The 14058-nt window shown below is 69.6% G+C and carries 10 protein-coding genes; 7 read left to right on the top strand and 3 right to left on the bottom strand.

What is annotated here, in order from left to right:
• Window positions 1–96 precede the first annotated feature (96 nt).
• Window positions 97–3081 carry a bifunctional [glutamine synthetase] adenylyltransferase/[glutamine synthetase]-adenylyl-L-tyrosine phosphorylase gene (locus tag AC068Z_RS27715; protein WP_478561138.1) on the top strand — a complete coding sequence of 995 codons (2985 nt, stop codon included), beginning with the start codon at window positions 97–99 and terminating at the stop codon, window positions 3079–3081.
• A gap of 56 nt (window positions 3082–3137) precedes the next feature.
• Complete coding sequence (locus AC068Z_RS27710; protein ID WP_478561135.1) at window positions 3138–3413, top strand: hypothetical protein; 276 nt, start codon at window positions 3138–3140, stop codon at window positions 3411–3413.
• On the opposite strand, the gene AC068Z_RS27705 is transcribed toward AC068Z_RS27710, so the two are convergent.
• Window positions 3403–4275: a phosphatase PAP2 family protein gene (locus AC068Z_RS27705; protein WP_478561132.1), complete on the bottom strand. Its 873-nt coding sequence runs from the start codon at window positions 4273–4275 to the stop codon at window positions 3403–3405. The two genes, AC068Z_RS27710 and AC068Z_RS27705, sit on opposite strands and share 11 nt — an antisense overlap.
• Window positions 4276–4406: 131 nt before the next feature.
• Window positions 4407–5441 (bottom strand): LacI family DNA-binding transcriptional regulator, encoded by a 1035-nt coding sequence (locus AC068Z_RS27700; RefSeq protein ID WP_478561129.1) that lies wholly within the window; start codon window positions 5439–5441, stop codon window positions 4407–4409.
• A gap of 412 nt (window positions 5442–5853) precedes the next feature.
• Here AC068Z_RS27700 and AC068Z_RS27695 point away from each other — a divergent pair, with 412 nt between their 5' ends.
• The 5 genes from AC068Z_RS27695 to AC068Z_RS27675 all read left to right on the top strand — a co-directional run bounded on the left by AC068Z_RS27695 (window position 5854) and on the right by AC068Z_RS27675 (window position 11846).
• Complete coding sequence (locus tag AC068Z_RS27695; protein WP_478561126.1) at window positions 5854–7122, top strand: extracellular solute-binding protein; 1269 nt, start codon at window positions 5854–5856, stop codon at window positions 7120–7122.
• Between the two features lie 104 nt (window positions 7123–7226).
• The gene (locus tag AC068Z_RS27690) at window positions 7227–8234 is read left to right on the top strand and encodes a carbohydrate ABC transporter permease (RefSeq protein ID WP_478561123.1); all 1008 of its coding nucleotides are present in this window, start codon (window positions 7227–7229) and stop codon (window positions 8232–8234) included.
• A 13-nt stretch (window positions 8235–8247) separates the two neighbouring features.
• Entirely contained in the window at window positions 8248–9156 is a 909-nt protein-coding gene (locus AC068Z_RS27685; protein ID WP_478561120.1) for a sugar ABC transporter permease, read from the top strand.
• Window positions 9157–9290: 134 nt separating this feature from the next.
• Window positions 9291–10952, top strand: a complete 1662-nt coding sequence (locus AC068Z_RS27680) for a glycoside hydrolase family 13 protein (protein ID WP_478561117.1) — start codon at window positions 9291–9293, stop codon at window positions 10950–10952.
• A gap of 90 nt (window positions 10953–11042) precedes the next feature.
• Window positions 11043–11846, top strand: coding sequence for a tetratricopeptide repeat protein (locus AC068Z_RS27675; protein ID WP_478561114.1), 804 nt, complete (start codon window positions 11043–11045; stop codon window positions 11844–11846).
• A 34-nt stretch (window positions 11847–11880) separates the two neighbouring features.
• Here AC068Z_RS27675 and AC068Z_RS27670 read toward each other — a convergent pair whose 3' ends face one another.
• Entirely contained in the window at window positions 11881–13950 is a 2070-nt protein-coding gene (locus AC068Z_RS27670) for a carbohydrate-binding module family 20 domain-containing protein (protein ID WP_478561111.1), read from the bottom strand.
• Between the last annotated feature and the right edge of the window lie 108 nt (window positions 13951–14058).

Raw genomic sequence — 14058 nt, 5'->3', positions numbered from 1 at the left:
GAAGACCCTGTCCACCCCCTGAACTCATCGGCGCTTGTCGCAATCACTCCGGTTACGCTCGATCGCGTACGACCTTGATCCGACAGGAGGCCGAGGATGACGGCGCCGGGGCGCAGAAGCAGTACCTTCACACGGCTGCTGCGGCACGGCTTCACCGATCCGAGCGCCGCCGAGCGGCTGCTGGAGAGCCCGGAGCTCACCGCCGTACGCGACGACCCGGTGCTGCTGGAGGCGCTCGGGGCGACGGCCGATCCCGATCTCGCCCTGCACGGTCTCGTACGCCTGCTCGAAGCGCAGTCCGGCCGTGAGCTGCTGGACACCGTGATAGCGGCCAAGCCCCTGCGGGACCGGCTGCTCGGGGTGCTCGGCGCGTCCGCCGCGCTCGCCGACCACCTCGCCCGGCACGCGAGCGACTGGCAGGCGCTGGTCACCTACGAGCCGCGGGATCTGCACCCCGGAGTCGCCGAGTTCGAGCGGGGCCTCGCCGAGGCCGCCGACCCGGTCTCGCTGCGCGTCGCCTACCGGCGCTGTCTGCTGTCCATCGCCGCCCGGGACGTGTGCGGCACCACCGATGTCGCCCAGTCCGCGGCCGAGTTGGCCGACCTCGCCACCGCGACCCTGCGCGCCGCGCTCGCCATCGCCCGCGCCGCCGCCCCCGAGGACGCCTCCGCGTGCCGCCTGTCGGTGATCGCGATGGGCAAGTGCGGTGGCCACGAGCTCAATTACGTCTCCGACGTCGACGTCATCTTCGTCGGCGAGCCCGCGGAGGGTGCCGACGAGACCAAGGCCCTCAGAGCGGCCACCAAGCTCGCCTCGCACATGATGCGGATCTGCTCCGAGACGACCGTCGAGGGCTCGATCTGGCCCGTGGACGCCAACCTGCGGCCCGAGGGCAGGAACGGCCCGCTGGTGCGCACTCTCTCCAGCCACCTCGCCTACTACCAACGCTGGGCGAAGACCTGGGAGTTCCAGGCCCTGCTCAAGGCCCGCCCGGTGGCCGGCGACATCGAGCTGGGGGAGGAGTACGTCGCCGCACTCCAGCCCCTCGTGTGGAAGGCCGCCGAGCGGGAGAACTTCGTCGCCGACGTGCAGAAGATGCGGCGCCGGGTGGTGGAGACCATCCCCGTCGCCGAACTCGACCGCCAGCTCAAGCTCGGCCCCGGCGGACTCAGGGACGTCGAATTCGCCGTACAGCTCCTGCAGTTGGTGCACGGGCGGTCCGACGCCTCCCTGCGCAGCGGCACCACCCTGGACGCGCTGCGGGCGCTCGCCGCCGGGGGCTACGTCGGCCGCACCGACGCCGCCCAACTGGACGCCGCCTACCGCTTCCTGCGCTCCATGGAGCACCGCATCCAGCTGTACCGGCTGCGCCGCACCCACCTCGTCCCCGAGGACGACGCCGACCTGCGCCGCATCGCCCGCTCGCTGGGCCTGCGCAGCGATCCGGTGGCCGACCTGAACCGCGAGTGGAAGCGGCACGCCTCCGTCGTACGACGGCTGCACGAGAAGCTGTTCTACCGGCCGCTGCTCGACGCGGTCGCCCAACTCGCCACCGGCGAGGCCCGGTTGAGCAGCGAGGCGGCCCGCGAACGTATGGTCGCGCTCGGCTACGCCGACCCGGCCGCCGCCCTGCGCCACCTGGAGGCGCTCGCCTCCGGCGTCACCCGCAAGGCCGCCATCCAGCGCACCCTGCTGCCGGTGCTGCTCGGCTGGTTCGCCGACTCCGCCGACCCCGACGCGGGCCTGCTCAACTTCCGCAAGGTTTCGGACGCCTTGGGCAAGACCCCCTGGTATCTACGGCTGTTGCGCGACGAGGGCGCTGCGGCGGAGAACCTCGCGCGGGTGCTGTCCGCCGGGCGGCTCGCCCCCGACCTGCTGATGCGCGCCCCCGAGGCGGTGGCCCTGCTCGGCGACGGTGACGGCGGCGGCCTGGAGCCCCGCTCCCGCGCCCACCTGGAACAGGAGATCCTCGCCGCGGTCGGCCGCGCGGACGGCGGCGCCCAGGCGGTCACGGCGGCCCGGGGCGTGCGCCGCCGCGAACTCTTCCGTACGGCCGCCGCCGACATCGTCGGTTCCTACGGCACCGAGGCCCAGCCTGCGGAGGCCGACCAGGGCGCGCTGGTGGACCGGGTCGGGGCCGCCGTCTCCGATCTGACCGCGGCGACGCTGGCCGGCACCCTGCGCGCGGTCGTCCGCGAGGGCTGGGGCGACACCCTGCCCACCCGGTTCGCGATCATCGGCATGGGCCGCTTCGGCGGTCACGAGCTGGGCTACGGCTCGGACGCGGACGTGCTGTTCGTGCACGAGCCGCGCGACGGCGTCGACGAGCACGAGGCGGCCAAGGCGGCGAACCGCGTCGTCGCCGAGACCCGACGGCTGCTCCAGATCCCGAGCGCCGACCCGCCCCTGCTCATCGACGCCGATCTGCGCCCCGAGGGCAAGTCCGGCCCGCTGGTGCGGACGCTGAAGTCGTACGAGGCCTACTACCGGCGCTGGTCACTGGTGTGGGAGTCGCAGGCGCTGCTGCGGGCCGAGACGGTCGCGGGCGACGAGGACCTCGGCCGCCGCTTCCTGGAACTGATCGACCCGCTGCGCTACCCGGCGTCCGGCCTCGCCGACGACGCGGTCCGCGAGATCCGCCGCTTGAAGGCCCGGATGGAATCCGAACGGCTCCCGCGCGGCGCCGACCCCAAGCTCCACACCAAGCTCGGCCCCGGCGGCCTCTCGGACGTCGAGTGGACGGTCCAGCTCCTCCAGCTGCGCCACGGCGCCGCCGAGCCGTCCCTGCGCACCACCCGCACCCGGGCGGCCCTGGCGGCGGCAGCGGCGGCCGACCTGATCTCCGCGCCGGACGCGGCCACCCTGGACGAGGCCTGGGTCCTGGCCACCCGGGTCCGCAACGCGGTCATGCTGGTCCGGGGCCGGGCGGGCGACACCTTCCCCTCCGACCCCCGAGAACTGGCCGCCGTCGGCCGCTACCTCGGCTACGGCCCCGGCCGCGTCGGCGACATGCTCGACGACTACCGCCGCACGGCAAGGCGTGCCCGGAGCGTGGTGGACGAGTTGTTCTACGGGGCGTGAACGCCGGATGTGGACGAGCTGTTCTACCGGGCGTGACCCCCGGATACGGTAGGACCATGATCGAAAACGGGGGCGGGGCCGATCCCGACGGGCTCGGCTGGGAGCTCATCGGCTGGGAGACCGACGACCTGGCCGCACACGAGACGCCGCTCACCCGGGAGGAGATCCTGCGCGTGCGCGACCTGTTCCCGCGCGGTGACGACGAGCTGCTCCTGGCCGGCGTGTACGAGGTGCCCGTCGAGCTGTACGCAGACCTGCTGGCGGCCGTGCCGCGCCTGGAGTTCCGTGCCGGGCTCGACTACCAGCTCGGCGGATTCCGGTTCAGCGCCTGAGCTTGCCGGCCCACGGCGAGGGCCGCCGCGTGCCCTTCGGCGGGGCCGCCTGCGGCAGGGCGTGCGGCAACGCGCCGTACCACATCCGTGCCACCGCGTAGCCGAAGGCGAGGCACAGCAGGCCGCCGACCGCGTCCAGCCAGAAGTGGTTGGCGGTGGCGACGATGACCACCAGGGTGGCCACCGGGTAGAGCAGGCCCAGGACCTTCGCCCAGGGCACCGAGGCCAGGGCGAAGATGGTCAGGCCGCACCACAGGGACCAGCCGATGTGCATCGACGGCATCGCGGCGTACTGGTTCGACATGTTCTTCAGGTCGCCCGAGGCCATCGAGCCCCAGGTCTGGTGGACCAGCACGGTGTCGATGAAGTTGCCGCCGGTCATCAACCGGGGCGGAGCGAGCGGATACAGGTAGTAACCGAGCAGGGCCACACCGGTGGTCGCGAACAGCACCATGCGGGTCGCCGCGTAGCGCCCGGGATGACTGCGGTAGAGCCACACGAGGACACCCAGCGTCACCACGAAGTGCAGCGTCGCGTAGTAGTAGTTCATGCCCACGATCAACCAAGACACCGAGTTCACGGCGTGGTTGACCGACTGCTCCACGGCGAAACCGAGGGTCTGCTCCGCCTTCCAGATCCAGTCGGCGTTGCGCAGCGCCTCGGACTTCTGCTCCGGCACGGCATTGCGGATCAGTGAGTACGTCCAGTAACTCACCGCGATCAGCAGGATCTCGAACCACAGCCGGGGCCGGCGCGGGGCGCGCATCCGGTGCAGCAGGCCCGGCCTCTCCGACGCCGTGACGGGGTGCGGAACGGCCGCCTGTGTGCGGTCTTCCAGCTCGGTCACGGTCGTCTCACCCATAGGCACAGAGTCTGCCAGAAGAGCCTTCCCCCACCGATCATCCCCTGGTCTCGTTCCGGTCGCACGTTCTACCACGAACGGAGGCCGCGCTGTCCTACGGGTGCACGGTACCGGGCCGTTCAGCCTCCGCCCTAAGGACGATTTCGGTCCCCAGGGGCAGAAGCGGTCGAACCGCGCACCACCAGTTCCGGCATGAACACGAACTCACTGTGCGGTGCCGGAGTCCCCCCGATCTCCTCCAGCAACGTCCGCACCGCGGCCTGGCCCATCGCCGGCACCGGCTTGCGGACGGTCGTCAGCGGCGGGTCGGTGAAGGCGATCAGCGGGGAGTCGTCGAAACCGACGACCGAGATGTCCGTGGGGACCTGGAGCCCCCGCTGCCGGGCCGCCCGTATGGCGCCGAGCGCCATCATGTCGCTGGCGCAGACCACCGCGGTGCAGCTCCGGTCGATCAGTGCCGTGGCGGCCGCCTGACCGCCCTCCAGGGTGTACAGCGAGTGCTGGACCAGCTCGGTCTCTATGACCTCCGCCGCCAGGCCCACCTGGTCCTGCATCGCGCGGACGAAGCCATCGATCTTCCGCTGGACCGGGACGAACCGCTTCGGGCCGAGCGCCAGGCCGATCCGGGTGTGCCCCAGCGAGGCCAGGTGCGTCACCGCGAGCGTCATCGCGGCCCGGTCGTCGGGGGAGATGAACGGCGCCTGCACCTTGGGGGAGAAGCCGTCGACGAGGACGAAGGGGACACCCTGGGCGCGCAGCCGCTCGTAGCGCTGCATGTCGGCCGTGGTGTCCGCGTGCAGTCCGGAGACGTAGATGATGCCCGCGACCCCGCGGTCGACGAGCATCTCGGTCAGCTCGTCCTCGGTGGAGCCGCCGGGGGTCTGGGTGGCGAGCACCGGGGTGTAGCCCTGCCTGGTCAGCGCCTGCCCGATGACCTGGGCGAGGGCCGGGAATATCGGGTTCTCCAGCTCCGGGGTGATCAGGCCCACCAGGCCTTCGCTGCGCTGCCGCAGACGCACCGGGCGCTCGTAGCCCAGGACGTCGAGGGCAGCCAGCACGGACTGGCGGGTGGTGGCGGCGACGCCGGGCTTGCCGTTGAGAACGCGGCTGACGGTCGCTTCGCTCACCCCCGCCTGCGCAGCGATGTCCGCAAGCCGTGTGGTCACGGCACTGGACTGTACCGGCCGTATCTCGCCTTGCACACCAATCGGACGCCGGGTGCGGGCGGTTGACCGGCGCGACGCGCCTTGCTGCGACATGGCGTCCCCTCATGAAACGGATGGCAAGAGCTTGCAGAGTCTTGCACAACACGGTCCATGCCCGCTCAACCCCGCAGAACAACGGTCTCATGGCAGTCGCCGGGAGGTCACGCGCGGGTAACTTCGGTGATGCCTTGCACTTTTTTTCTGCAAGGTCTTTCGGAACGCTTACAACGCTGTTACGTTCACGACGCCCGGCGGCCGCAACGGCGCAGTCGGCAAGACAGCAGAGGTGGCAGGCGGGACTGCCCCCTGCAGGCAGGGACGGCAGACGGGGCCGCTCCTGCACCACACGGGCTTTCACCCTCAAGGAGAACTCATGCGGCGTGGCATAGCGGCCACCGCGCTGGTGGCGTCCCTCGCCCTCGCGGCGACGGCCTGCGGCGGAGACAGCGACAGCGGCGACAAGGCCGACGGTCCGGTCACCATCACCTGGTGGGACACCTCCAACGCCACCAATGAGGCGCCGACGTACCAGGCCTTGGTCAAGGAGTTCGAGGCCGCCAACAAGAACATCAAGGTCAAGTACGTCAACGTCCCCTTCGACCAGGCGCAGAACAAGTTCGACACCGCCGCCGGTTCCAAGGGCGCGCCGGACATCCTGCGCTCCGAGGTCGGCTGGACCCCCGCCTTCGCCAAGAAGGGCTTCTTCCTGCCGCTGGACGGCACCGAGGCGCTCGCTGACGAGAGCAAGTTCAAGTCCAACCTGATCGAGCAGGCCAAGTACGAGGGCAAGACCTACGGCGTCCCCTTCACCACGGACACCCTGGCGTTCGTCTACAACAAGGAGCTCTTCGAGAAGGCCGGCGTCGAGGCCCCCGAGACCTGGGACGACCTGAAGAAGGCCGCCGCCACGATCAAGGAGAAGACCGGCGTCGACGGCTACTGGGGCTCCACCCAGGCCTACTACGCCCAGTCCTTCCTGCACGGCGAGGGCACCGACACCGTCGACGCCGACGCCAAGAAGATCACTGTGAACTCCGCCGAGGCCAAGAAGGCCTACGGCACCTGGCTGGACCTCTTCGACGGCAAGGGCCTGCACAAGGCCGACACCACCGCCGACGCCTACGCCCACATCCAGGAGGCGTTCGTCAGCGGCAAGGTCGCCTCGATCATCCAGGGCCCGTGGGAGATCACCAACTTCTACAAGGGCTCGGCCTTCAAGGACAAGGACAACCTCGGGATCGCCAAGGTGCCGGCCGGCTCCGCCGGTCAGGGCGCCCCGACGGGCGGCCACAACCTCTCGGTCTACGCCGGTTCCGACTCCGCGCACCAGCAGGCGGCCCTGAAGTTCGTGAACTTCATGACCTCCGCGAAGGCCCAGGAGACCATCGCCCTGAAGAACTCGACGCTGCCCACGCGTGACGACGCCTACAGCGTCAAGGTCGTCGCCGACCCGGGCATCGCCGGCTACCAGGAAGTCCTGGCCGTCGCCCAGCCGCGCCCGGCGCTGCCCGAGTACAGCTCCCTGTGGGGCCCGGTGGACACCGAGCTGCTCGCCATCGCCGGTGGCAAGAAGTCCCTGGACGAGGGCCTGAGCAGCGCTGAGACCGCCATCGCCAAGCTGGTGCCGGACTTCAGCAAGTAGTCAGCCCGTGACCGCCGGGTCCCGCCTGCAAGGGGGGAGGGACCCGGCGGTCACAGCCCTGTGGCCTGGCCCATCCCCTGATCCTCCAGAAGGTGTCGAGAACCATGACAGTCGCCATCGACCGCGCCACCGGCAAGCGCCACGGTGACCGCGCGCCGCGGCCCGGGCTGGGCCAGCGTCTGAAGCGCGCCTACCAGAAGCACTGGTACGCCTACGCGATGATCACGCCGGTGGTCGTCGTCCTCGGCGTCCTCGTGCTCTACCCGCTGGCCTACGGCTTCTATCTGACGCTCACGGACGCCAACAGCCTCAACACGGCCCGCACGATCGGCGTCAACGAGATCGAGGCCACCTACAAGTTCATCGGCCTCGACAACTACGCCGACATCCTGTGGGGCGAGACCTCCTACGAGCGGTTCTGGTCGCACTTCATCTGGACGATCGTGTGGACGGCCGCCTGTGTCGGCCTGCACTACACCCTCGGCCTCGGCCTCGCGCTGCTGCTCAACCAGAAGCTGCGCGGCCGCACCCTGTACCGGCTGATCCTGATCCTGCCCTGGGCCGTGCCGACCTTCGTCACCGTCTTCGGCTGGCGCTTCATGCTCGCCGACGGCGGCGTCATCAACTCCGGCCTGGAGTTCCTGCACCTGCCGACCCCGGCCTGGCTGGAGGACACCTTCTGGCAGCGGTTCGCCGCGATCATGGTCAACACCTGGTGCGGTGTGCCGTTCATGATGCTCTCGCTGCTCGGCGGACTGCAGTCCATCGACACCACGCTGTACGAGGCCGCCGAGATGGACGGCGCCAGCAAGTGGCAGCAGTTCCGCTACGTCACCCTGCCCGGCCTGCGCTCGGTCAGCTCCACCGTGATCCTGCTCGGCATCATCTGGACGTTCAACCAGTTCGCCATCATCTTCCTGCTGTTCGGCGACACCGCCCCGGACGCGCAGATCCTCGTGACCTGGGCCTACTACCTCGGCTTCGGACAGCAGCCGCGCGACTTCGCGCAGTCGGCCGCCTACGGCATGCTGCTGCTCGCCATCCTGATCGTCTTCACCTCCTTCTACCGCCGCTGGCTGAACCGCAATGACGACCAGCAGCTCGCGATCTGAGGCAGGAGTTCCCATGAGTACTACCGTTGAGACTTCCGCCGAAGCGAAGAAGGAGATCCGCATGGCCCCCTCTCCGGGCCAGGTGCGCCGCCGTAGCGAGCGCAGCCTCGCGGCCTCGGTCGCCTCGCACGGCATCCTGATCGTCGCGAGCCTCATCGCGCTCTTCCCGATCGCCTGGCTGGTGTTCCTGTCCCTCGGCCCGGACAAGGACGACTACCTCCACCCCGGTGAGATCTGGGGGAAGATGACGCTGGACAACTACTCCCACGTCCTTCAGAACACCAACTTCTTCGACTGGCTGTGGAGCACGCTGATCGTCTCGCTCGGCACCACCGTCATCGGTGTGCTGATCGCCGCGACCACCGGGTACGCGGTCTCGCGGATGCGCTTCCCGGGCTACAAGAAGTTCATGTGGGTGCTCCTGGTCACCCAGATGTTCCCGATCGCCGTCCTCATCGTGCCCATGTACCAGATCATGTCCGAGCTGCAGCTGATCGACAGCTACCTCGGCCTGATCCTGGTCTACTGCTCGACCGCGGTGCCCTACTGCGCCTGGCTGCTCAAGGGCTACTTCGACACCATCCCGTTCGAGATCGACGAGGCCGGGCGCGTCGACGGACTGAGCCCCTTCGGCACGTTCGTACGGCTGATCCTGCCGCTCGCCAGGCCGGGACTCGCGGTGGCCGGCTTCTACAGCTTCATCACCGCCTTCGGCGAGGTCGCGTTCGCGTCGACGTTCATGCTGTCGGACACCAAGTACACGTTCGCCGTGGCGCTGCAGACCTTCGTCAGTGAGCACGACGCCCAGCGCCAGTTCATGGCGGCCACGGCCGTTCTGATCGCGATACCGGTCTCCGCGTTCTTCTACCTCGTGCAGAAGAACCTGGTGACCGGGCTCACCGCGGGCGGCACGAAGGGCTGAGCGCCGCCTCGGCGGGCGCTGCCCCCTCACCCCCAGAAACCCGAGGCGGTCGCGGTGGCCATCCGACCCCGCTGTCACCGCGACCGCCTCGTCACTCATCCGACCTGATGACTCCATTACGCACCAAGGACGCCATGAGCCAGCAGCACTCCGCCATTGCCCCGGCCCCGAACCCCGCCAATGCCAAGCGCAGCGACTGGTGGCGGGACGCGGTGATCTACCAGGTCTACCCGCGCAGCTTCGCCGACAGCAACGGCGACGGCATGGGTGACCTGGAAGGCGTACGCTCCCGACTCCCGTACCTGCGCGACCTCGGCGTGGACGCCGTGTGGCTGAGCCCCTTCTACGCCTCGCCGCAGGCCGACGCCGGCTACGACGTCGCCGACTACCGGGCCGTCGACCCCATGTTCGGCAACCTGCTCGACGCGGACGCGCTGATCCGGGACGCCCACGGGCTGGGCCTGAGGATCATCGTCGACCTGGTCCCGAACCACTCCTCCGACCAGCACGAGTGGTTCAAGCGGGCCATCGCGGACGGGGCGGGCTCCCCGCTGCGCGACCGCTACCACTTCCGCCCCGGCAAGGGCGAGAACGGCGAACTCCCGCCCAACGACTGGGAGTCGATCTTCGGCGGTCCCGCCTGGACCCGGGTCGCGGACGGCGAGTGGTACCTGCACCTCTTCGCCCCGGAGCAGCCCGACTTCAACTGGGAACACCCGGCCGTGGGCGACGAGTTCCGCTCAATCCTGCGGTTCTGGCTGGACATGGGCGTCGACGGCTTCCGCATCGACGTGGCCCACGGCCTGGTCAAGGCCGACGGACTGCCCGACCTCGGGGCCCACGATCAGCTCAAGCTGCTGGGCAACGATGTCATGCCGTTCTTCGACCAGGACGGTGTGCACGCGATCTACCGTCAGTGGCGGACGATCCTCGACGAGTACGCGGGCGAGCGCATCTTCGTGGCCGAGGCGTGGACCCCGACCGTCGAGCGCACGGCGAACTACGTCCGCCCCGACGAGCTGCACCAGGCCTTCAACTTCCAGTACCTGGGCACGGAGTGGGACGCGGCGGAGCTGCGCACGGTCATCGACCGCACGCTGGAGGCGATGCGCCCGGTGGGCGCCCCCGCGACCTGGGTGCTGTCCAACCACGACGTGACCCGGCATGCCACGCGCTTCGCGAACCCGCCCGGCCTGGGCACCCAGATCCGCACGGCGGGCGACCGCGAGCTGGGCCTGCGCCGGGCGCGGGCGGCCACCCTGCTGATGCTGGCGCTGCCGGGCTCGGCGTACGTCTACCAGGGCGAGGAACTGGGCCTCCCGGACGTGGTCGACCTGCCCGACGAGGTTCGCCAGGACCCGGCCTACTTCCGCGGCGAGGGCCAGGACGGCTTCCGCGACGGCTGCCGGGTCCCGATCCCGTGGACCCGCGAGGGCACGTCCTACGGCTTCGGCAGCGGCGGAAGCTGGCTCCCGCAGCCCGCGACCTGGGCGGACCTGAGCGTGGAGGCCCAGACGGGCGACCCGGAGTCGACCCTGGAGCTGTACCGCACCGCCCTCGCCGTCCGCCGCGCCGAGCGCGACCTGGGCGCCGGTGACACGGTGGAGTGGCTCAAGGCCCCCGAGGGCGTCCTGGCCTTCCGCCGCGGCGAGTTCGTCTGCGTCGCCAACACCACCGGCGAATCGGTGACGACCCCGGCCTACGGCCGCCTGCTCCTCGCGAGCGGTGAGGTGGCAGAGGTCGACGGCGACGCCAAGCTCCCGTCGGACACGACCGCCTGGTGGACGACGGCCTGACCCCGTCCCGCCGGCCCAGGGCCCGTTGCCTCAACAGGCAACGGGCCCTGTTCCGTTCACGTAGTCTCTCGGCTCGTGAAAATCGCACGGATGATCCGGAACCGCGCACGGGAGACCGCCGCCTTGGAGCGCCTCGACCGGCTCTGGGAGGAAGGCGCGTACGAGGAGCTCGAAGCCGAGGCGAGGGAGCTGGCGGCGGAGGCGGCGCGGGTGCGCGGGAGCGACCGGCGCCGCCTGCTGGAGTGGCAGGCCAGAGCCCTGGCGACGGCCGCGGCGTGCGAGCACGGGCGCGGGGCGCGGGTGCTCGCCGAACTGGAATCCCTCGCCGCGGAGCTGCGCGAGGAGACCGGGCCGCGGGAGCGGCAACTCCAGATGCTGGTGCGCAACAACCGCATGGTGGTCCTCTCGCAGGAGGAGCGCTTCACCGACGCCGAGGCGGAAGGGCTCGCCATCCTGCGCGACCTGAACCGGCTCAAGTATCTGGCGGAGGTGTGGAACATCGAGCTGTCCGTGCTCTCCAACCTGACCGGAGTGCTGTGCGGGCAGGGCCGGTACGAGGAGGCCGAGGCCATCGCCCGCGGCAACCTCCCGCGCGCCGACGCCAGCGCGATCGCCTCCCTGCACTGCGGCCTGGTGCGCAGCCTGAACGGCCAGGGACGGTACGAAGAGGCGCTCACCGAGGCGCGCCGCATCACCCCGCCCCGGAAACGGGGACAGAGCGGGAGCCTGGACCTCGTCACGGCCGAGGCGCTGCACGGCCTGGCACGCCGAGGCGAGGCGGAAGCGGCGGCGCGCCGGGCGCTGAGCGACTGCGAGCGGTCTCTGCACCCGGAGCACCCCCGCATCCGGGAAGTCCGCACCCTGCTGGCCGAGATCGAAGAGGCCGCCCGTTGAACGAGCGGCCTCTACGGGGCAGGTCAGGGCGGTGTCACTTCCAGGTGTCGGTCGTGCTGTAGCCCGAGGAGCTGCCCGTGGTGTACGAGCGGTTCGTGCCGGATTCCCAGGTGACGGTCCCTGAGCTGTCCTTCTTGATGAACTTGTACGCGAAGGTCGTACTCTTCGGGACGATCGCCAGTTTGCTCCAGGTCGGGTAGGAAGCAGATGACAAGGGGATCGCGTCGGCCGTGTTCCAGGAGCCGAGGGACGCGATGGAGCCGACCACGTAGACGTCGGTGCCCCAGTCGGTCGTGGCCGTGACGTTGAAGGTGACGTCGGTGGCGTTGGCGCTCGCCACGTTCCAGGAGTTGGTGAACCCGACCGCCGAAGTGGTCGTGGAGGCGGGTCTGTTGGCGTTCGACTCCCAGGTGACGTTGCCGGCGCTGTCCTTCTTGAGGTACTTGAACTCGAACGACGTGTTCACCGGCACGCTCACCGCACCCGACCACAGCGGGTAGCCGGAGGACGACAGCTTCACCGCCTTCGCGGTGTCCCAGCCGCCCAGCGCCGCGATCGAGCCGACCACGTACACGTCCTGTCCGGCCGTCGTCGCCGCGTACGCGTTGAAGGTCGCCGTCACCATGGAGGTGCCGTCGTCCGGCTCCTCGCAGGCGGTGTCGCAGGGGATGAACTCGCCGTCGTAGAAGGCGATAGCGCTCTTCGCCGGGATGGTGAGGCTCGCGTTGCCGTCCGACACCGTGACCGTCGTCGCGCCGTTGTCGACGACGTTCGCGTACGTGCCGTCCGCCATGCCGGTGGCGAAGGTGTACGTCGCCGCAGACGAGCCGTTGTTCAGGGCGATGAAGCCCGCCGTGCCCCGGCTGAAGCCGATGACGTTCGACGACTTGGTGGACCAGTTGGCCACCGACTCCGAGCCGACCGCGTTGTGCCACTTCACCATGCCGGTGATCGCGGTGTCCCGCTGGAGGCAGTACCAGCCGCCGGCGCAGTTCGTGTCCGTGACGAAGCCGTTCGAGTTCGGCGGCGCCTGGTCGGAGGAGGAGAACTCGAAGCCCGAGTACACCGTCGGCGTGGACCACTTGTAGGCGAGCTGGAAGATGTTCGCCAGCCGGTAGGTGTCCCCGTCCTTGTACGACATGTGCAGGCCGTTGCGCTCGGTGTCGTGGTTCGTCACGAAGGACACCGAGTTGGCGGGGGGCAGCACGCCGGACGACGGCAGCGACTCCAGGTCGCTCACATTGCCCTGGAACGACGACTTCAGCTTGCTCGCGTAGGCGAAGTCCAGGACGTCACCGGCCGCGTAGTAGTCCGACGCCGCCGGGGTCGAACCCGGGTACACCTCCTGGAAGACGTACGGCTCCGCGCCCGCCGTCGTGTGGGCCAGCTTCGCCCGGATCGCGTTCAGGTCGGCCACCGGCATGTGCTTGGCCGCGTCGATCCGGAAGCCGTCCACACCGAGCGCGAGCTGCTTGTTCAGGTAGGCGGCGATGCCGGAGCGGACGTCGTCGTCCTCCGTCTCCAGGTCCGGCAGGCCCAGCAGTTCGCAGTTCTGGATCTCCGTGAGGTTCGACCAGTCGTCGATGATCAGGTCGGAGTCGGCGCACTCGGCTGAGGTGTGGAAGTCGTCCGGGTCCCAGTCGGGGGTGTCGTACTTGTTGCTGATCGTCGTGCCGTTGTAGCCCGTGCCGGTCTGGGCCGCGGTGTGGTTGATCACCGCGTCCGTATACACCTTCACGCCCGCGTCATGGCAGGCGTCCACCATGGAGGCGAAGTCGGCCGCCGTCCCGAAGCGGCCGCTGAGTTCGTACGAGTAGGGCTGGTAGACGTCCCACCAGTAGTAGTCGGTCTGCTTCAGCGACTCGGCGGGCGGGGCCACCCACACCGCGCCGTACCCGTTGGGCCCGAGCACGTCCGCGCACTCGGAGGCCACCGAGTCCCAGTTGTAGGACCAGAGGTTGGCGATCACATCGCCGGAGGTCGTGGCGTCGGCCTGCGCGGGGGAGGCGGGCAGGCCGATCACACCCGCCAATGCGAGCGCACCCGCCGCCGCGGCTGTGGCGGCCCGGCGCAGGACACCCGGGGGGTGGTGTCTGTCGGTCATGTGCGGCTCCGGAAACTGAGGTAAGGGATTCAACAAGCCGTGAGCGTGCGGCAGTTGAGAAGGGCACGTCAAGACAACCGGTGAAAGTTCTTGCTGTGAGTTTCAAGC

The sequence above is a fragment of the Streptomyces sp. NPDC043726 genome (assembly GCF_056436565.1).
The sequence above is the reverse complement of the archived record's forward strand: the minus strand, read 5'-3'. Positions and strand labels throughout refer to the sequence as shown.

What these genes read in the sequence shown, in the direction of transcription:
- AC068Z_RS27715 (WP_478561138.1), top strand. Translation starts at nt 97, where the DNA reads ATGACGGCGCCGGGGCGCAGAAGCAGTACCTTCACACGGCTGCTGCGG.
- AC068Z_RS27710 (WP_478561135.1), top strand. Translation starts at nt 3,138, where the DNA reads ATGATCGAAAACGGGGGCGGGGCCGATCCCGACGGGCTCGGCTGGGAG.
- AC068Z_RS27705 (WP_478561132.1), bottom strand. Translation starts at nt 4,275, where the DNA reads ATGGGTGAGACGACCGTGACCGAGCTGGAAGACCGCACACAGGCGGCC.
- AC068Z_RS27695 (WP_478561126.1), top strand. Translation starts at nt 5,854, where the DNA reads ATGCGGCGTGGCATAGCGGCCACCGCGCTGGTGGCGTCCCTCGCCCTC.
- AC068Z_RS27690 (WP_478561123.1), top strand. Translation starts at nt 7,227, where the DNA reads ATGACAGTCGCCATCGACCGCGCCACCGGCAAGCGCCACGGTGACCGC.
- AC068Z_RS27685 (WP_478561120.1), top strand. Translation starts at nt 8,248, where the DNA reads ATGAGTACTACCGTTGAGACTTCCGCCGAAGCGAAGAAGGAGATCCGC.
- AC068Z_RS27680 (WP_478561117.1), top strand. Translation starts at nt 9,291, where the DNA reads ATGAGCCAGCAGCACTCCGCCATTGCCCCGGCCCCGAACCCCGCCAAT.
- AC068Z_RS27675 (WP_478561114.1), top strand. Translation starts at nt 11,043, where the DNA reads ATGATCCGGAACCGCGCACGGGAGACCGCCGCCTTGGAGCGCCTCGAC.
- AC068Z_RS27670 (WP_478561111.1), bottom strand. Translation starts at nt 13,950, where the DNA reads ATGACCGACAGACACCACCCCCCGGGTGTCCTGCGCCGGGCCGCCACA.